This is a genomic window from Lysinibacillus sp. HST-98, assembly GCF_016757845.1.
In the GTDB taxonomy this organism is placed as follows: domain Bacteria; phylum Bacillota; class Bacilli; order Bacillales_A; family Planococcaceae; genus Lysinibacillus; species Lysinibacillus capsici.
Genome location: NZ_JAENHX010000004.1, coordinates 89428 through 109239 on the forward strand (window position 1 = coordinate 89428; position 19812 = coordinate 109239).

Annotated in this window: 13 protein-coding genes; 7 read left to right on the top strand and 6 right to left on the bottom strand. The window is 36.1% G+C overall.

Annotated features, from left to right (window positions below):
- The first annotated feature begins 97 nt into the window (after positions 1-97).
- Together secA2 and JIN86_RS11405 are read left to right on the top strand one after the other, a co-directional pair.
- A complete protein-coding gene (secA2, locus tag JIN86_RS11400; protein WP_202341966.1) occupies positions 98-2461 on the top strand; it encodes an accessory Sec system translocase SecA2 in 2364 nt (787 codons plus the stop codon).
- Positions 2462-2464: 3 nt separating this feature from the next.
- Entirely contained in the window at positions 2465-3361 is an 897-nt protein-coding gene (locus JIN86_RS11405; RefSeq protein ID WP_202341967.1) for an accessory Sec system S-layer assembly protein, read from the top strand.
- A gap of 78 nt (positions 3362-3439) precedes the next feature.
- Here JIN86_RS11405 and JIN86_RS11410 read toward each other — a convergent pair whose 3' ends face one another.
- Positions 3440-4333 (bottom strand): C40 family peptidase, encoded by an 894-nt coding sequence (locus JIN86_RS11410; protein ID WP_202341968.1) that lies wholly within the window; start codon positions 4331-4333, stop codon positions 3440-3442.
- Between the two features lie 250 nt (positions 4334-4583).
- Between JIN86_RS11410 and brnQ the strand changes: the two genes are divergently transcribed.
- Both brnQ and JIN86_RS11420 read left to right on the top strand, forming a co-directional pair.
- Positions 4584-5903, top strand: a complete 1320-nt coding sequence (gene brnQ / locus JIN86_RS11415) for a branched-chain amino acid transport system II carrier protein (protein WP_202341969.1) — start codon at positions 4584-4586, stop codon at positions 5901-5903.
- Positions 5904-6084: 181 nt separating this feature from the next.
- On the top strand, positions 6085-7452 hold the full coding sequence (locus JIN86_RS11420) for a S41 family peptidase (protein WP_202341970.1): 1368 nt from the start codon (positions 6085-6087) through the stop codon (positions 7450-7452).
- A 38-nt stretch (positions 7453-7490) separates the two neighbouring features.
- Here JIN86_RS11420 and JIN86_RS11425 read toward each other — a convergent pair whose 3' ends face one another.
- Positions 7491-8090, bottom strand: coding sequence for a TetR/AcrR family transcriptional regulator (locus JIN86_RS11425; RefSeq protein WP_202341971.1), 600 nt, complete (start codon positions 8088-8090; stop codon positions 7491-7493).
- 538 nt (positions 8091-8628) lie between these two features.
- Here JIN86_RS11425 and JIN86_RS11430 point away from each other — a divergent pair.
- Entirely contained in the window at positions 8629-9603 is a 975-nt protein-coding gene (locus JIN86_RS11430; RefSeq protein WP_004230892.1) for a proline dehydrogenase family protein, read from the top strand.
- Positions 9604-9706: 103 nt separating this feature from the next.
- Here JIN86_RS11430 and JIN86_RS11435 read toward each other — a convergent pair whose 3' ends face one another.
- Positions 9707-11044: an AAA-type ATPase lid domain-containing protein gene (locus tag JIN86_RS11435; protein WP_202341972.1), complete on the bottom strand. Its 1338-nt coding sequence runs from the start codon at positions 11042-11044 to the stop codon at positions 9707-9709.
- 179 nt (positions 11045-11223) lie between these two features.
- On the opposite strand from JIN86_RS11435, the gene pruA reads away from it, so the two are divergent.
- Together pruA and JIN86_RS11445 are read left to right on the top strand one after the other, a co-directional pair.
- Complete coding sequence (pruA, locus tag JIN86_RS11440; RefSeq protein ID WP_066036915.1) at positions 11224-12768, top strand: L-glutamate gamma-semialdehyde dehydrogenase; 1545 nt, start codon at positions 11224-11226, stop codon at positions 12766-12768.
- Between the two features lie 276 nt (positions 12769-13044).
- Entirely contained in the window at positions 13045-15015 is a 1971-nt protein-coding gene (locus JIN86_RS11445; RefSeq protein WP_202341973.1) for an S-layer homology domain-containing protein, read from the top strand.
- Between the two features lie 397 nt (positions 15016-15412).
- Here the strand turns inward: JIN86_RS11445 and JIN86_RS11450 are convergent, their stop codons facing one another.
- From JIN86_RS11450 to JIN86_RS11460, 3 genes are all read right to left on the bottom strand, one after another.
- Complete coding sequence (locus JIN86_RS11450) at positions 15413-17335, bottom strand: N-acetylmuramoyl-L-alanine amidase (protein WP_202341974.1); 1923 nt, start codon at positions 17333-17335, stop codon at positions 15413-15415.
- 233 nt (positions 17336-17568) lie between these two features.
- Complete coding sequence (locus JIN86_RS11455) at positions 17569-18480, bottom strand: C40 family peptidase (RefSeq protein ID WP_009371892.1); 912 nt, start codon at positions 18478-18480, stop codon at positions 17569-17571.
- Between the two features lie 221 nt (positions 18481-18701).
- Positions 18702-19769, bottom strand: coding sequence for a CAP and S-layer homology domain-containing protein (locus tag JIN86_RS11460; protein ID WP_202341975.1), 1068 nt, complete (start codon positions 19767-19769; stop codon positions 18702-18704).
- Positions 19770-19812 lie beyond the last annotated feature (43 nt).

Genomic DNA, 19812 nt, shown 5'->3' on the forward strand with positions numbered 1-19812 from the left:
TAGATTCCTATATAGTCAATTGTAGTCACCATAAGTAAAATTTGATAGAATAATGGTGTGTCTAGCATGTAGACAACATTAAAGGAGCGTATATTTCATGTTCTCAATTTTTAAAAGTAACAAAGAGCAAACTAGTGCTCGTCAATTAAAACGCTACTACAAAATAGTAGATCAAATTAACAATCTTGAAGAAAAATATGTTAACAAGTCAGATGCTGAATTACGAGAAATGACTTTTATTTTCAAAGAGCAATTAGAACAAGGTGAGCCTCTTACATCGATCATCCCGGACGCATTTGCTGTTGTACGCGAAGCCTCAAAGCGTGTATTAGGAATGCGTCATTTTGATGTGCAGCTTATCGGTGGTCTAGTTTTAACAGAAGGTAATATCGCTGAAATGCCTACAGGTGAAGGTAAAACGTTAGTTGCATCTCTTCCCTCTTATGTACGTGCATTAGAAGGTAAAGGTGTTCATGTCATCACAGTTAATGATTACCTAGCAAAGCGTGACTATGAGCTAGTTGGTCAAATCCATCGTTTCCTTGGCTTAACTGTTGGTTTAAATATTCCGATGATGGAACCTGATGAGAAAAAAGAAGCTTATAATGCAGATATAACATACGGTGTAGGTACTGAATTTGGCTTCGACTATCTACGTGACAATATGGCCTATAGCTTAGCAGATAAAGTACAACGTCCTTATCACTTCGCTATTATCGATGAAGTAGATAGTGTATTAATCGACGAGGCTAAAACACCTTTAATTATCGCAGGTAAAATGCCTTCTAATGAGGAATTACACCGCATTGCTGCTATGTTAGCCAAACGATTCAAGAAAGATGAAGATTATGACTTTGACGATGAAACAAAGGCTACTTCTCTAACGGATAAAGGTATTGAAAAGGTTGAGGCTGCCTTCAATATCGATAATTTATATGACTTAGAACACCAAACACTCTTCCATTACGTAATCCAAGCAGTACGTGCACATGTTATGTTTAAGCGCGATGTGGATTACATTGTCAAAGAAGACAAAATCGAGCTTGTTGATATGTTTACAGGTCGTATTTTAGAAGGTCGTTCACTTTCTGATGGCTTACATCAAGCGATTGAAGCTAAAGAAGGCGTAACGATTACAGATGAAAATAAATCAATGGCTCAAGTAACAATTCAAAACTATTTCCGTATGTATCCAAAGCTTTCTGGGATGACGGGTACAGCGAAAACACAGGAAAAAGAAATTCGTGAAGTGTACGGCATGGAAGTTGTGCAAATTCCAACAAACCGTCCGCGTCAGCGTATTGATCAGCCTGATCTTATTTTTAGCACACAGGAAGCAAAATATAAGTATGTTGCTGCTGAGGTTAAAAAACGACATGAAAAAGGTCAGCCAATTTTAATTGGGACAACATCGATTTTACAGTCTGAAACAGTAGCTGACTATCTGAACAAGGAAAAATTAACATTCCAATTACTTAATGCAAAAACAGTTGAACAAGAAGTTGAACTTATTTCACAGGCAGGTCAAAAGGGTCGTATTACGGTAGCGACAAACATGGCTGGTCGCGGTACAGATATCATGTTAGGTGATGGTGTACACGAGCTTGGTGGTTTATATGTAATTGGGACAGAAAAGCATGAAAGCCGTCGTGTAGACAATCAGCTACGTGGGCGTTCAGGCCGACAAGGTGATGTAGGCGAAAGTCGCTTCATTCTCTCTATTGAAGATGATATGTTCCGCCGTTACGCAAAAGAAGAAGTAGAAAAATTCTCTGCGAAAATGATTGTAAATGATCAGGGTATTATTCAAAATAAAGAGGTTCAAGAGCTTATTGACCGAACACAACGTATTGTTGAAGGTTCCCAATATGGCATGCGGGAATATAACCTAAAACTAGACGATGTTATCAATGACCAACGTACCGTTCTTTATGGACTTCGCGACAAAATTTTAGGTGGAGAAGATTTATTAGATCAACTAAAGCAAATGTTGTATGAAACAGTAGACTTTGCAGTTCGTGATGCTACACCTGATGATATTCCACCGTTTGAATGGGACTATGATGGAATAGAGGCAACTTTAAATAGTCTCTTCCTATCTCCAATTACAATTGATAGAGAAGTTGGAAAGGTTATACCTATTTTAGACTCACTACAAGCCCCTGTAGATGAGTTAACTGCAAAAATGGATACGTTTGCTCAAAATGAACAAGTAATAGATGTCATCCCTCAAATCATGTTAAGCAACTTAGATAGTGGTTGGATTAAGCACTTAGAGTCTATGGCTCACTTAAAAGAAGGAATTGGACTTCGCCACTATCAACAAGAAGATCCTATGCGTATTTATCAACGAGAAGGCTTAGAATTATTCGCTAAAAACTTCCAAGAATTACGACGTACGATCATTATAGAAATTATTGGATTTATGAAAACAATCGAAGCGCAACAGGAGGAGCAATAAATAATGGGCTTATTTTCATTCTTTAAAAAATCAGACAAAGTTGGTCAAGAAAATACTATTGACTCAAAGGACTTACTAGGAAACACTTCTTCACATGACAGTAATGAGGATATTATTGAAACAAAACTTTCTTTCCACCCAGATTGGGATGTACCTCAGGAGCAAAAATACATCTTTAACTTCCTTGCTAATGAGCTAGAACCATTAAAACCAAATCAATTATCTCTTTCTTCAATTAGTATTGATGAGGATCGCTCTGGAAAATGGCAAGTACGAGCATTTTTCCGTTCTTCGCTTTCTGAAGCCATTGAACTTGGTGAAATCGAACTTTTTATCATGGATAAAAACGATAAGCTTGTAGCTTCTAAAAAATTTGACTTTAAAGCACTTGGTACAATCCCTGCGAAAAGTGCTCGCCCTTGGGTATTTGAATTTGACAAGTCAGCTATTAAAATTGATGAGATACCAGAAGAAGGTTGGAAATTGGCTTTTAATCTAGTATCATTACGTGACCATCAACTAGAATTAGACCCTACCTGGGAAGAACAGTTACCAGCAGAACAAAAAGAGGAACTTGCCAAAATTGTTAAAACTTTACCCAAATTAGGGGAAACTGAAGTAAACTTTACAGGTTTGCAAGCTAAATTTATGAATAATGGCAGCTTAAATGTCTCTATATTTATTCGTAATGGTCATAATAAGGCTATAAACTTGGAACAACTACCTCTTGAGATTATTGATGCGAGAGGAAAACAAATAGCAAAAGGTTCATTTAAAATGGATCCTATCTTAACAGTTCAGCCTAATTCAACAAAGCCATGGACATTTATTTTCCCTGCCCAATTAGTAAATCCAAAAGGTGCTGACCTCTCTCGTTGGACAGCGCGTGTAACACAATAACCTAAAACCCCCTTTCTGTTTTAGAAGAAAGGGGGTTTTGTTAAAAGCGATTTTTGCCAAGGCAAAAATCGCTACTTTTTATTTCACACTATCAAAACGTTTGTAGGCTACTAATTTAGAAGACCAGTAAGAGTACGTAACATCCGAAACTTCTACACCATCTGTACCCGCATGAATGAATTTATTATCACCGAGATAAATTCCCATATGAGAAATGCCTTCTTTATACGTATTCTCAAAGAACACTAAATCGCCAGGTACTGGATTTTCTACATGAGTAGTATTACCGTAAAAATAGCCCTCACTGCTTGCTCTTCCTATTTTTAAACCACCTTGATTGAAGGCATAAAAAATAAAGCCACTGCAATCAAGCCCTACAGGTGTATTTCCACCATATAGATAGGGTGTGCCAACCAATGTATTGGCAACTTCAACGGTTTTGTTATAAATTGCTTGTCCATTAGCTGTAGGATCTTTCGCTGTTACTTTTGATGGAGCGCCCGTACCTGAAGTCACATTATTATGTATAGAATCACCATCGGGTATCACTGCAGCTGAAGAAAGCTTCAGTACTTGTCCAACAAAAATTGTGTCTTTTTCAAGCTTATTCCAATCCATTATATCCTTAATTGTCACATTATATAGCTTTGCAATTTTTGATAATGTGTCACCCTTTGCTACTGTATGAGAAGTAGTTGCTGGTTTTCCAGATGTTGATGGAGTGGCGGGCTTTACTCCCTCATTCGTTGATTGTTTTGAAATCTCAAGCTTTTGAGCTACATAAATCGTATCTTTCGATAGATTATTCCACTTCATAATATCCCCAATCGTGACTTGATGATTTTGGGCGATTTTCGTTAAAGTATCTCCTTTTTGTACAGTATATGTTGCTGCTTCTGCTGTTTGTAATGCTAAAAATGAAGTTGCTAAAGTACTTAGAACAAGAATTCTCCATTTTTTTGTCTTTTGCATACCAAAGTGCCTCCGTTCGTGCTAGAATATTCCCTTGTGTGTCTATCATACTAGATAACTATTGCATGAAAAATCGGAAAAACTGACTATTTTTCAAACATTATAGAAAACTTATAGAATACGACGAAATCCGACTATATTGAAATACTGTTTTCATTGCAAGATTAGTGTTCCTATGATAACATACACTTCTGTATTTAAAATTTTTAGAAAGTTTTATCTTTTCAATCTTAAAGGAGTTAATATACTTATGAAAAACATCTTGCATTTCATCAAAGGAAATTTAGCAGTAGGATTACTACTATTTGCCTTGTTCTTGGGTGCTGGTAATATTATTTTCCCACCATTATTGGGCCAACAAGCAGGTGAAAACGTCACTGTAGCCATGATTGGTTTCCTTATAACAGGTGTTGGTCTACCATTGTTAGCGATTGTTGCTGTTGCCAAAGCAGGAGGCGATTTACAACTGCTTGCTAACCGTGTTAGTCCTGCTTTTGGGGTGATTTTCACCTCCATCGTCTACTTAGCAATTGGACCGTTCTTTGCTGTACCACGTACTGGGTCTGTGTCCTACGAAATAGGCATTGCGCCATTTCTTTCTGAAGGTATGAGAGATCATTGGGCGCCACTTTTTATCACATCTATTGTGTTTTTCACGTTAATTCTATATTTATCTATTAATCCTTCGAAGCTCGTTGATCGAGTAGGTAAAATTTTAACACCTGCCCTGCTTTTCGTTATTTTATTGCTTGCTGTTAAAAGTTTCATCTCTCCTATGGGAGAACCAGGAGAAGCCGTAGGAAACTATAAGGTGTCACCTTTAGCTGAAGGCTTTGTAAAAGGTTACTTAACGATGGATGTTCTAAGTGCTCTTGTTTTTGGTATCGTCATTTTACAGGCCTTGCGTGATATGGGTATGAAAGATACGAGAAAACAAGTAAAAACAACGATTTTTGCGGGGGTCGTTGCTGCAATAGGTTTATCCTTTGTCTATATCTCTCTAGGGTATATAGGTAATACAAGTATCAATGCAATCGGTATTTCTGATAATGGCGGAAATATTATTGCAAAATCAGCTGAGGTGCTCTTTGGAAGCCTTGGAAGTATTATTTTGTCTGCGACTATTTTACTAGCTTGTATATCAACAGCTGTTGGCTTATTAACTGCTAATGCACAATTTTTCCATAAGCTATTCCCTCAAATTTCATATAAAACATTTTTAGTTGTCTTTACTATTTTTAGTACAGCTATTACAAATGTGGGACTTTCAACAATAATTAGTGCATCACTACCTGTGCTATTAATCATTTATCCTTTAGCTATGGTATTGATGGTCTTGTCACTAGCAGATCATTTCTTTAAAGGTGGACAAATTGTTTATATTTTAGCACTCATTCCAACTTTCCTTGTCAGTCTATATGATGGCTTAAAACAAATGAAAGTTGAAATTACACCTTATGAAACTATCCTAAAGGCATTGCCAATGTATGAACAAAATTTAGGCTGGCTTTTACCAGCTATTGTTGGTGCATCAATTGGTTTTATTATTCATAAATTGATAAAAAAATAATTTACAGGAATCTACTTGCCCATAGCGACAAGTAGATTCTTTTTCTATCTCATATAAGTCCACCACTATAGCGATGGCTTCATGTATAATAAAAATCAGATACTCAATTGCATAATGTAACCATCCATTTAATACCTAATAATGATACATTCTATTTTGAGTTCTAGAAAAGAGGTGTCCAATGAAAAAGTTAATATGGTCATTCGTATTTGTTCTAGGCTTCTTCCTTCTCCCTTTTACAACTACTCACGCTGCTGAAAATGATCCACAGCTTATCAAGGAAATTAAGGAGATTGTGAAAGATACTTACGTTGGAACAATTAATGGAAACTTAGAGAAGGCTACATCCATCTCAGAAATCATGAGTATGCTTGATCCTTACTCAACCTACTTCACTAAGCAAGAATTTGAAAATTATATGAATAGCATCAACCTATCTACTATAGGTATAGGTGTGGTGATTGAAGAACACGAAGATGGAATTCATATTTTACAAGTAATCGAAGGCAGTGGCGCGTTTGAGGCTGGTGTTCAGGCTGGAGATATCATTATTGGCGTTAACGGTGAATCCATTATCGGTCGTTCTACACAAGAGGCCTCTTCCCTTTTAATTGGTAATGAAGGAACTAAGGTGGAAGTTACATTAAAAAATAGTGACGGTTCAAAAACTACCAAAACTATTACACGTAAGAAATTCACATTACCGAATGTACAAACTGACCTGCTATTTGGAAATGTGGGCTATATTTCGTTGGCTTCTTTTTCAGAGGATGGTGCACAGCTTGTTAAAAATGCGCTGATAGACTTAAAAAAACGTGGTGCAACATCGTTCATCTTAGATTTACAAAATAATGGTGGAGGTTATGTGACAACCGCTGAAGAACTAACAGGATTATTCCAATCTGCTAAAGTTGCCTATTTATTAGAAGAAGCACATAACTCTTATACCATCCCAGCAGTTCAACAAGATACAAAGTTTCCTAAAGATACCCGTATTCTTATAAACCGCTATAGTGCCAGCGCTTCTGAAATGCTTTCCGCATCGTTGAAAGACCAGAAAGCTGCTATTTTATACGGAGAAACAACTTATGGGAAAGGTGCTATGCAAGGCTTTTACACATTACAGGATGGAAGCTATTTAAAGCTTACAGTTGGTAAATTTACAGGTCCTGCGGGTCATACTATTCATGAAGTCGGCGTTAAGCCAAATGTTCAAACCACAACAGCACCTATTTTCCAGGCACATTATGATGCATTGAAGGAGAAATATCCTAAATATAAACAACTTTCCACGGTAAAAAATATAGCTGATACACAAAAATTTACAGTGAAAATTCCTTCAGGGCTTACTTCACAAATCGCTAAGAGCAACATTCAACTGGCTGCTTTAGGAGCTAAGGAAGTACCCGTAGCAGTTAAAATTGAAGGGCGTTCAATAACGGTTACGCCTAAGAGTGCTTTATCACCGAACCAGGAATATATTTTACTTATTCACCCAAAGAGCAAAGATCAAAAAGGCTACTATCAGCATATAAAAATAAGCAATTAAAAAAACTGTCATCGATAATAAGTATCGATGACAGTTTTTCATATTACTTCTTTGGTTTTCCAAAAATATAATTGTACAATATCATTTGCAAGTTCTGCAGGTAACCTTTTTTCTTCTAATAAATTCGTAATGATGAGTCTTTCTATTGAGCCTACTAAACTATCTATCATGATTTTTATATCCACACTATACAGTTGTAGATCTTTGTCACAATTATGCAGATAAATAAGGTGGATCAATTGCTGTGTCATTTGGTTTTTCACCAAATGTGCTTGCTTGGATTCAATCAAACCTATTTTTGTTAATTCAGGATTTTCAATTATGTATACGAACAAGTTCAATAACTTTTGCTCTAATAGCGTGATAAACCCCTGTAACCCATATTCAATAATGTCAGTTGACTTACTATTCATTACTGCCAAAAATCCGCTTTGAAATTGCGCATTCAAATCGTTATAAAGGGCATCCTTGCTTTTAAAATAGAGATAAAAAGTAGGCTGAGTTACATTGGCAGCCTTTACAATGTCACTAATTTTTGTGTAATGATAACCTTTATCAGAAAATAGCTCTATCGCTTTTTCAAGTAATAGTTGTTTACTTTGTTCGCCATTTGAATTAAATTTTCTGCCTCTTGCCATACTTTCCACCTTATCTTAGTTTAGAGTAGTCATATTCCCTTTTGTATTGCTTATATAGACACACTATTCTAAATCAAAAGTAACTATAAATTCACAAAACGTACATAATTTAATCTTGATTATATACCATTTTATTATAATACACCCTGTTTTTTTTTACTATAAACTACTATTAATATGATATTTAAATTGAAAAATGAAAAAGTGGATATCTAAGAATCACTTCAAAGAATACCCACTAATAAATTATATTAAAATAATAATTATGTCTTTTAAGTCCTAAATACCATCATGCCTATGTGCAAATTAAGACATATACTAATTAACATAAAGCAAATCTTTTATTTTGAAAAGTCTTTTTTTTTTTGAAAAAAATTTTTAATTTAAATTTTTTTCATGAAAAAGTCAATGATTGCAATAGTTTTATCTCACTAACTGGCTTTAAAAAATATTTTTTCTGAAAATCAAACCATTTTACTTTTCAAAAAAAGTGTTATAATCGCCAAGAATTTAAAATTTTCATTTTTGGAGGCATATAATGGTATTACGTGACTTTTTCATTTACTTATCCGAGAACAAATTATTAAACAGCGCTGCACAAAAATATGGTTTAAAAATGGGTGCGCAAAGTGTTGTTGCTGGCACAAGTTTACCAGAAGTTGTGCAATCAATTAAGGAATTAAACAAGGCCAATATTTCTTGTACAGTCGATAATCTAGGCGAGTTCGTCTACGAAAAATCAGAGGCAACTGCGGCCAAAAATAATATTTTAGCTGTTGTACAAGCTATTCATGATGAACAGCTTGATGCACACATCTCACTTAAACCTTCACAATTAGGTTTAGATATTGATTACGCATTTTGTTATGAAAACTTAGAAGAAATCGTAGCTCTTGCACATCAATATAATATTTTCGTGAATTTCGATATGGAAAACTACGAGCGTTTACATAGCTCTTTTGAATTATTAGAGGAATTACACAAAGAGTATGATAACGTAGGGACGGTTATTCAAGCTTACTTCTTCGAATCAGAGGAAAATATTGAGAAATATAAAAACTTCCGCTTACGTATTGTAAAGGGTGCTTATAAAGAACCTGAAAATGTGGCTTATCAATCTAAAGCTGATATTGACCATAATTACTTAAAACTAATTGAATATCATTTGCTACATGGTAAATTTACTTCGATTGCGACACACGACCATAATGTGATCAACCATGTAAAACAATTTGTGAAACAACACAATATTCCAAATGAAAAATTCGAATTCCAAATGTTATATGGTTTCCGTAAAGAAATGCAGCTAGACCTTGCTCGTGAAGGGTATAATTTCTGCACATATCTACCATTCGGTAATGATTGGTACGGTTACTTTATGCGTCGTTTAGCTGAGCGTCCACAAAATGTAGCACTTGTGACAAAACAAGTGTTTAACAAAAAAACGAACATGGCAATTGGTTTAGGAGCAGCAGCATTTGCGCTTGGGCGCCTTTCGAAAAAAGGAAAATAATTATACAAGCTTGAAGCTATCCATCAGTTTCGTGTTTTTATCCTTCAGTTAGATCATTCTATCTTTCACTTTCGAGAACCTATCCAAAAAAGCGAAAACATGGTTAATCAATGTTTTCGCTTTTTTTATTGAGCTTATAGTTTTTAACTCGATACTGTAAACTTTGTCGACGAATCCCCAAGGCAGCGGCTGTTTTAGAGATATTTCCTTGATGAAAATCCAATGCCTTTGAAATATAGTACTCCTCTACCTCTTTCATATAGACATCTAATGGTCGAATATCCTGTTGATTTTTAATGACAAACAAGTCGCTCGTAGAAACCTCTTTTTCCGTCTCCTCACAAGAGCTTTGGATTTTCCATTTGAAATGCACTGGCAGCATATGTGATTCAACTATCGTTTCATTGGTGATCAATGAGGTTATTTCATCCAGTAGGACTTCTAATTCCTTTAAATTTCCTGGCCAATCATATTTTAAAAAGATATCTTGGACTTCTTCTGAAAGCCCATGAATAGACGAGCCAAAGCTATCACGATGTCTTTTGAAATAATCATCGATAAAAGGCATAATATCTTCTTTTCTTTCTCGTAAAGGAGGTACATAAATCGTAATACCTGAAAAAAGTCTATAAAGCTTTTTGGATAGCTCGTGCTTTTGAATCAAATCAATGGGATCTTTGCCAACACTAGCAATTAAAACATGCTGATGATTAGGATGATTATTAAAAAGTTCAACAATCTTTTCTTGTGCTTCTAGAGATAAATATTCAATGCGCTCAGCAAAGAAGGTTATTTTCTCCTTTTCCACAATATATTTTTCAAATTGCTTTAATACCGTTTTCTCATCTCGACGGCAAATTAAAGCAATAAACATATCATTTTGCACCTTTAGATCATGATGTATTCCCTCTGCAACCATATCAATCCCAGTACCTGATTCCCCTATTAACACAACAGGTATTCTACTTAGTGCCACAATTTTTGCTTTTTCAATAACATCCTTCATGACTGGTGATACAGCTGTGATGATGTCAAATGTCAAGGGAGCGCCATACCTTCTCAATGGCTGATACATCATGTATTCAAGCTGTGTAATATCTCGGGCAAATTCCACAGCGCCTATTAAAGAGCCTTCATAGTGCAACGGATAAATATTGCTTATGTAGGTCACTTCTTGATTTTTTTTATTCCAATACGTTTTTTTTATATTGTGTACTGGCATTTCAGAGCTGAGGACCTTATAAATATCGCTTTTTTCGATTTCAAAATCAATAATCTCTAAGGCTCGCCTCTCCTCAAATTCATCCTCATTAACGCCTTCTAATTCTCTCATTTTTTTATTGTATATAAGCAATTTGCCCTCTGTGTCTACCACGCAAATTCCCATATCGCCTTTTTCAATGACGTATTTATAAATACTTAGTAGTACATTGTTATCCATTTTGTCCTCCTGTATTCCGTTAAGCTTATTCTAACACCAATATGAAAAGCAGATGCAAAAATTAAAAAAGTTTTAAAATTTGAGTTGATTAATGCCAAATTATATTGCATTATATAATTAACACAATCTTAATAGGTGCATAATCATTTGGCACTACTTATACCTGGGAGGAAACTGACATGATTCCATACAAACACGAACCATTCACAGATTTTTCACAAGAGGCAAACTACAATGCTTATGTAGAGGCTTTAAATAAAGTTGAAGGTTACTTAGGTCAAGACTACCCACTAATTATCGGTGGCGAACGCATTACAACAGAAGACAAAATCGTTTCGTACAATCCTGCAAAGAAAACAGAAGTCATTGGTCGCGTTTCGAAAGCCAGCAAAGATTTAGCTGAAAAAGCGATGCAAGCGGCAGATGAAACATTCAAAACGTGGAAAAAAGTTGATCCAGCTATTCGTGCAGACGTTCTTTTCAAAGCGGCAGCAATCGTTCGTCGTCGTAAACATGAATTCTCTGCTTTATTAACAAAAGAAGCTGGGAAACCATGGGCAGAGGCTGATGCAGATACTGCAGAAGCAATCGATTTCATGGAATACTATGGTCGCCAAATGCTACGCATTAAAAACGGTCAGCCAGTCGAAAGCCGTCCAGGTGAATACAATCGTTATGACTACATCCCATTAGGAATCGGTATTGTCATTTCTCCTTGGAACTTCCCATTTGCAATCATGGCTGGTACAACAGTAGCTGCTTTAGTAACAGGGAACACAGTGTTATTAAAACCAGCTTCTACAACGCCAGTTGTAGCGTATAAATTTATCGAAGTATTAGAAGAAGCTGGTCTTCCAGCAGGTGCTGTTAACTTCGTACCAGGTTCTGGTGCTGAAGTAGGTGACTACTTAGTTGATCATCCAAAAACACGCTTCATCAGCTTTACAGGATCACGTGATGTCGGCTTACGTATCAACCAACGTGCATCTGTGTTAAATGAAGGCCAAATTTGGATTAAACGTGTGATCGCTGAAATGGGCGGTAAAGATACAATCGTAGTCGATAAAGAAGCAGATTTAGAGCTAGCTGCACAATCGATCGTGAAATCAGCATTTGGTTTCTCAGGTCAAAAATGTTCAGCATGTTCTCGTGCTGTCATCGTAGAAGATGTATATGAGCAAGTGGTAAATCGCGTAGAAGAGTTAACAAACGCTTTAACAGTGGGTGACCCAACTGATTACAGCAACTTCATGGCAACAGTAATTGACCAAGCAGCATTCAACAAAATTACTGAGTACATTGAAATCGGTAAAGGCGAAGGTCGTTTAGTAGCTGGTGGTACAGCAGACGATTCAGTCGGTTACTTCGTACAACCAACTGTGTTCGCGGACGTAGATCCTTCTGCACGTATTATGAAAGAAGAAATCTTCGGACCAGTGGTAGCGATCGCAAAAGCAAAAGATTTCGACCATGCGATTGAAATTGCAAACGATACAGAATATGGTTTAACAGGCGCTGTTATCACAACTAACCGCATGAACCTAGAAAAAGCGCGTGAAGAATTCCATGTAGGAAACCTTTACTTCAACCGTGGCTGTACAGGTGCAATCGTTGGTTACCAACCATTTGGTGGCTTTAACATGTCAGGTACAGATTCAAAAGCAGGTGGCCCAGACTACCTACAACTGCATATGCAAGCAAAAACAACTTCAGAAATGCTTTAATATTTACTTCAATAAAATGTCGTACATTGCTTCTTAGAAAGCAATGTACGACATTATTTTTTTGGGGGTAACACAAATGACATATATAATAGAAGAAACTCATGTGAATTTCGGTTCACTTTCCTTCCCCTATTTAAAACTAACTCTCACATCAAATTACAAAAGCATACTTATTGCCTATAAATAGCTGGTATATTTTATGGTATTTCTAACATTTGACCCTTATCTTGATTGTGTAACTTTGTTAAAATGATATCAGTTTAGGAGGGTAAAACTATGAAAAAACTATCAATTTTTATGTTGCTCATGATGCTTGTTAGTCTAGTCATTTGGCAGCCCCAATCTGTCTATGCAGACGAGCTATCAGGACATATGCATGAAAGTGGTCTACGCTATTTAATTCAGAAAGATGCATTACTGAAGGATGCAAATGGAAGCTATCGTCCGAATGCTACGGTTACACGTGGTGAATTCGCCACATACATAGCAAAAGCTTTAAATTTGGACACAAAGAACGAGATAACGTTTACAGATGTGTCCGACACATATTTATTTGCAAATGAAATTAAGCTTGCCGCTACTGCTGGAATTATTACTGGTTATACGGATGGCTCATTTAAGCCAGATGACCGTATTTCAAGAGAGCATATGGCAGTGATGCTAATCAGAGCAGTTGATTATTTAAAAATACCAAAAGGTACTTCTTCTATTACCTTCAAAGACAATGCAACTATTTTTAAAGATTTCCGTCAGGATGTTGCAATCGGTGCACAATTAGGACTTATTAAAGGAAGCTCCAATGGCATGTTTTTACCAAGAGACAATGCCACAATTGGTGAGGCATCGACATTTATTCTACGATTAATTCTTCTTGCTGATCAGGTTGACGCTGGTAAAAATGAAAACAATGGTAACTCCGAAAATAACGGTAATACTAATAATAATGGGAACAACAATAATACTGGTAATATCGGTAATACTACCACATATATCGTCAAAGAAATTTCCAATGGTAACTTGGTAGACAAACAAACCTTTACTAGCTTTGAAGCAGCTGAAAAGGCGATGACGACTAGTTCCTTAGTGATTACTCAAAATGATAAAATTATTAAAATGACTTCAGGTTATGTTGTAACGAATAATTATGTTGCTCTAAATTCTGAAACGATTAAGGATCAAATCGCAGTTGCGGGTAATACAGAAATGGAGTATCTAGGTAGTGATGCCACACAAGTAAAAGTACGCTTAGCTGGTCATACTGGCTATTTAAAGCAGGCTGACGTTACCTTAATTCCTTCTGCTCTAGTAAAAGGTCGTTCTTATTACACAAATGAGTACGGTGAAATAAAACATACCTTATATGATTATAAAACTAATAAATATTCTGCTAGTTACGTGTATGGCAAGGCCCCTAGCTTTATGAAGCAGGGTGAGAAATACTTTAGCTGGGATGGCATCAACTTTACCAATGCTGATGGTTCTTCAAAAGGCGAAGCCTATAACTACTATCAATTCTTACCAGCTCGTGCAACAACTCAATATACAGCAGATGAGCTAGATCAATATATTGTGGGAAAATTAGCAGAGGTTGAAAGCTCAGGTGCTTCGATTTATAAAAATGCCACAACTAAAAGTAAACTACTTGGTTTAGGCTCTGTATTAAAAGAAGTGGAAGCCAATTCTCATATCAATGCTATGCTTATTTTATCCCTAGCACAGCATGAGAGTGCCTATGGTATGAGTGATCACGCTCAAAATCTAAACAATCTATTTGGATTATATGTCTATGATACAAATCCACTAAATAAGAAGTTTGATAGTGTAGAAGCCAATATTAATGAGCTAGTTGAAAAATTCCTTCAGCCAAATTATATTACGCCAGGTGGACGTTATACGAATGGCGCAGTTGTCGGTTCTAAGGCTATCGGCTTCAACGTAAAATACGCTTCAGATCCATTCTGGGGCGCAAAAATTGCAGGACATTACTATCGTGCAGAAAAAGCTTTAGGCTTTAAAGATGCAAATAATCCTTATAAAATTGCTCTTACAACAACAGCTGGGCTAAATGTTCGTGCAGATGCATCAACAAGTCAAAGTCCACTTTTCACATTTAGCAAAAGTAATATGCCTGTCATCGTTACAGATACAAGCGCAAATGGTTGGTATCAAGTTGTTTCAGATAAACTAAACACTGAACCTGGATATATAAGTAAGGATTATATTAAATTCATCAATACCGTGAAATAACAGTAAATGGCTGCCTCTTATAAAGGAGGCAGCCATTTCATTTTGTAAAAAAGATAAAGTCACTAGTAGAAAAAAGGCCTTTTCATAAGGCAGGAGGTTGATTTCCGTTCCGCCAGCGTCCTTTCCAGGGGACGTCCGATGAGCCGCTTCACTCTTTCGTTCGCTCCAGGGTCTCATCTGTGACGCTGGCTCCACTCCAATCATATTTGCAAAAGTGTCTTTTCCTTATCTTTCATACTAGCTAGCCGTAGCAATCAATTTAGCTATTATTTGTATGATTAGAGAAAATTTTATAGCCATTTCTATCAATTAGTTTGTCTTTCTCTTATGTGGGTATATAGAGAATAAGAAAACGATCCCAAAGGCTAGTACACCTTTGGAATCGTCTCTTAATCAATTATTGTTTTTTATAGTATTGCAAAATACCATTATAAATAGATTCTGCAAATAATTTAACGTATTGATCATTTGTCATTTTACTGTTATCCTCTGCATTCGTTAAGAAACCAAGTTCTACTAGAATAGACGGGATCACCATATTACGAATTACGTAGTATTGCTCTTGCTTGACACCACGATTTTTCATATTTAAATTGTTAACAATTTGATTATTAACATATGTCGCTAAATCAACGTCTTCCTGATACATATCTCCTGTAGATATTGCATAATATGTTTCAGTACCAGACGCTGACGTATTAGCAGCAGAGTTGACATGAACACTTACAAAAATTTCACCATAGTTTGCTTGAGTAAAGTCTACGCGATCTTGTAAGGATGGATACGTATCACCAGTACGTGTCATATAAACTTTTGCACCAGCATTCTCTAGTAATTGTTTCACTTGTGTGCTGACTTTTAATGTAATGTTCTTTTCAGAAGCAGAGCCCTTTACTGTACCTGGATCTTTACCACCATGACCTGGGTCTAGGATGATAATACGATTTTGTAAAGGTTTAGCTGTTTGGTTTAATAGCTTCAAATAAGACTTGTGAACATAGCCTGTTTGGCCATTATAGGTGATTTCTGCCCAGTAACCATTGATGTTATTAACTTGGACATACTCTCCTTTATTCAGCTTAAATAACACGGCTGATGTAGAGTTACTTTGACTGCGAACATTTAAATTAGCAACTGTGACTCTACCTAGCACATCACCAGAAGCTGGTGGCGTTGGATCTGGATTTGGATTTGGATTTGGCTTTTCTTCTTCCACAATATCCGTAGTGCTATTCACTACAATATAACCTGGTAAACCATTTACTTGTGTTAAGTAGTAGCCACCAATTGTTTTGTAAACAGGAAGCTTTTCGTTCGCTTTAATCGATGAAATGACTTTTGCTGAAGATGTAGGCTTCACATATAAATTGACAGCATTTTTTGTCGTTACTTCTTTTTCGACTGTTCCTAACGCATTGCCATCTGCATCTACAAATTCTGCATACTGCTTATAAATATAGGCATATGCGCCTTTATAAGTAACCTTTAGCCAATTACTTTCAACAGCGTAGACTGATAATTTACCGCCTGTATTGACTTTGCCCACAATGTTCGTGCTTGAAGTAGAATCTTTTGTCTTACGGATGTTTAACCCATCTGTAGTGACCTTCACTAAGCCAATGACTTGTGATGTATCTGGAACTTGTACACCTTTTACAGGAAGCTCTAATCGATATTTTTCACTGTTTGCACGTGCAACGAATAATGAGAATTGAGAACGTGTTACAGTGCTGTTCGGTAAATACGTATTACCTGTTCCGTTGGTAATGCCATTATAATAGATTGTATTGATGTATTTCACATATTCATGTGTGATTCCTACATCAGTAAAAGGTGAGTCGATCCCCTCATACTCACTAGTATCTAAATTAAAAGCCTTTGTTAATACATGACTCATTTCTCCACGAGTTAGAGGCTTATTTGGTAAGAATTGACCTTTTATATTTTTGTCGAAAAATCCTAGCTGTACAGCACGTTCTATATAACCTGACATTTCAGTGCCGACTGTAACATCTGAAAAGCTAGATTTATTTACAACTAATGGTTTATTACCAGAGGCAACAACAACCATTTTGGCTGCTTGTCCTCTTGTTACACTATTATTTGGGCCAAAGACTCTCTTACCATTCACAAAGTAACCTTGAATTACCCCCAAATTTACTAAATAATTGATTTCTTCATAGGCTGGGTGATTTTTAGTAACATCTTCAAATGTTATATTTGAATTGTTAGCTGCACTGACACTTGCACTATGTATCGTAAACATAGAAGCCGAAATGAATAAGACGCACAAGATAAGACTAATTTTTTTGATGTTCAATGTCTTATTTCCTCCCTTCTTGTTCTCTTAACGTGTCCATTTTAACAAAATTAGCTAAATAAAGCATCATACAATAGAACTGTTAAACTTTAATTTTCCAATTCACATCCTTTCCTACAAAATTATCATAAAAATAGAAGAGTCTGCTATTGCAAACCCTTCTTCCATTATACGCTATTCAAAAGATCATTTCTTGCAATCTATGACACAATTAAAGTGTTAACTTTATGAACTTATTGTTGGATTCTTTCAATAAAAACTTTTAATTGTTCGATTTTTAGTAATTCATCGGAACCGAAGCTACCGTCTCCGTCACCATTTGTAATGCCATTAGATGCTAGAGTAGAAACATATTCATTAGCCCAGCTCTTTTGAGGCACATCACTAAATGCTACACTTCCGCCATTATTTTCAAGACCAAATGCTAGCACTAATACTTTTGCAATTTGTGCACGCGTAATTGGTGAAGACGGGTTGAATTTACCATTTGCATCGCCTTCAAAGATACCTAATTTTGCTACAGCTGCAATAGCACCTGCATGCGCATATGTAGGTTTTACATCTACGAAACTAGTAGTAGTATCAGATGTATCTAAGTTTAAAGCTTTTGCAATTTGTACTGCTACCTCTGCACGAGAAGCATATACGGAAAAGTCAATAGCTGCTTGTTTTACTTCAGCTTGTTGTTGAGCATCAAATGTTGCCACACGTTTAGCACCTACATAACGATCGCCCCAATAATATGGGTCATTCACATTTGAGTAGCTTACACCTTGACCAGTTTGAGAGTGGATCATTTTACCATCACCTATGTATATCCCCACATGTGAAATACCACTACCACTTGTATTGAAAAATACTAAATCGCCAACTTGAAGATCACTCTTGGCAACTGCAGTACCTTGTTGATATTGAGATCCTGACGTACGGTTTAATTGAATGCCTAAGTCTGAAAATACTTTAGAAGTAAAGCCAGAGCAATCAAAACCGCTAGTTGTAGTACCGCCGTATTTATATGGTACACCTAAATATTTAGAAGCTGTATCAGTTAAATCTGCTTTAGACGCTGCTTCAGCAGTATTAATATTAGTAGTTGAAAATAACATAAATGATGCAAAAATCGGTAATAACCATTTCTTATTCATACTTTTGTTATACCCCTCTCAAAACTTTTTTGCCTATACATAGACTATCACAAAAGAGGCGATTGTTATTTTTCAATTGTGTAACGGTTTTAGACAGCAAAAAAACGCTGTAATACCAACGTTTGGAGGTATTTCCAGCGTTAAAAAGGGGATTTTTTTATCGTAATTTGGAACTTTCGTAACATTTCTGTAATATTAGCGATTCTTTGTTACACAACAACTTATTGACTAGAGAACATTTGGACCCAGTAGTAATTTCCTTTGCTATCCTGTGCTATTCCAACACCTGTGTTCGTATAGTGCTCTTTTAAAATATTATCTCGATGGCTAGGTGAAGCCATCCATGCCTTAACAGCAATTTCAGGTGTTTTAATATTTCTAGCAATATTCTCTCCAAAACTTGTATAGTTGTAATCAAATAATGTCGCTAAATCCCAAGGTGCCCCATAAAATGGGGAAATGTGTTCAAAATAGTGGCGATTTACCATGTCCTGTGCTTTGATAATGGCAATTTGTGTCAGCTCCGAATCATAAGCAACAGGTTCTAGCTTATTCTTCTGTCTTTCAACATTTATTAATTCAATTACCTTTTTAGACCACTCAGAAGAAAGGTTAACAGTTGGGATATAATCCTTTGCTAGATAGTCATAGACTACTTCCAATGCCTTAATTTTTTGCTGAAAAGCCATGCTTCGCTCAACAAATACAGCAAACTGTGCACGTGTTACCAATTGGTCAGGAGCAAAATGTTTAGCATCCACCCCACCAATAATGCCGATATCTGCTAAGGATTCAATATAATCTTTTGCCCAATGCGTACGTGTAATATCCGCAAATTGACTGTTATTTTTGCCATCTACCCTAATTTCATACGCAAGAGCTAGCATTTTTGCCACCTGCATACGCTTTAAAGGCTCTTCTGGATGAAAGGCATCACTCTTTTGAATGATTCCCAGTTTAACAAGCTGGCAAATTTCCTTATAATATGGATGTGTTGTAGGAACATCCTTGAATTTTAAAGGGTTCTCAATGTCCAGGTTTGTTTGAAGAGAACGAGCAATGGCAGCAGCAGCTTCTGCCCTTGTAATAGCTTGCTCTGGCTTAAACGTGTTGTCGTTATATGTAGTCATAAATTGTTTTGTGAGCATATGTTGAATTGAGGCATTTGCCCAGTATGAATTTGTCACATCTACTGCCTTAGCAGATGCTGCTTCTACTTGACTAAAACTAGTTAAACTTCCTACGGTTGCAGCTATTGAAAGTACCATTATACTCAATAATTTTTTCAACAGGGCGACCTCCTCACGTTGGCAAAATAAAAATGTATGAAAT

What these genes read in the sequence shown, in the direction of transcription:
- secA2 (WP_202341966.1), top strand. Translation starts at nt 98, where the DNA reads ATGTTCTCAATTTTTAAAAGTAACAAAGAGCAAACTAGTGCTCGTCAA.
- JIN86_RS11405 (WP_202341967.1), top strand. Translation starts at nt 2,465, where the DNA reads ATGGGCTTATTTTCATTCTTTAAAAAATCAGACAAAGTTGGTCAAGAA.
- JIN86_RS11410 (WP_202341968.1), bottom strand. Translation starts at nt 4,333, where the DNA reads ATGCAAAAGACAAAAAAATGGAGAATTCTTGTTCTAAGTACTTTAGCA.
- brnQ (WP_202341969.1), top strand. Translation starts at nt 4,584, where the DNA reads ATGAAAAACATCTTGCATTTCATCAAAGGAAATTTAGCAGTAGGATTA.
- JIN86_RS11420 (WP_202341970.1), top strand. Translation starts at nt 6,085, where the DNA reads ATGAAAAAGTTAATATGGTCATTCGTATTTGTTCTAGGCTTCTTCCTT.
- JIN86_RS11425 (WP_202341971.1), bottom strand. Translation starts at nt 8,090, where the DNA reads ATGGCAAGAGGCAGAAAATTTAATTCAAATGGCGAACAAAGTAAACAA.
- JIN86_RS11430 (WP_004230892.1), top strand. Translation starts at nt 8,629, where the DNA reads ATGGTATTACGTGACTTTTTCATTTACTTATCCGAGAACAAATTATTA.
- JIN86_RS11435 (WP_202341972.1), bottom strand. Translation starts at nt 11,044, where the DNA reads ATGGATAACAATGTACTACTAAGTATTTATAAATACGTCATTGAAAAA.
- pruA (WP_066036915.1), top strand. Translation starts at nt 11,224, where the DNA reads ATGATTCCATACAAACACGAACCATTCACAGATTTTTCACAAGAGGCA.
- JIN86_RS11445 (WP_202341973.1), top strand. Translation starts at nt 13,045, where the DNA reads ATGAAAAAACTATCAATTTTTATGTTGCTCATGATGCTTGTTAGTCTA.
- JIN86_RS11455 (WP_009371892.1), bottom strand. Translation starts at nt 18,480, where the DNA reads ATGAATAAGAAATGGTTATTACCGATTTTTGCATCATTTATGTTATTT.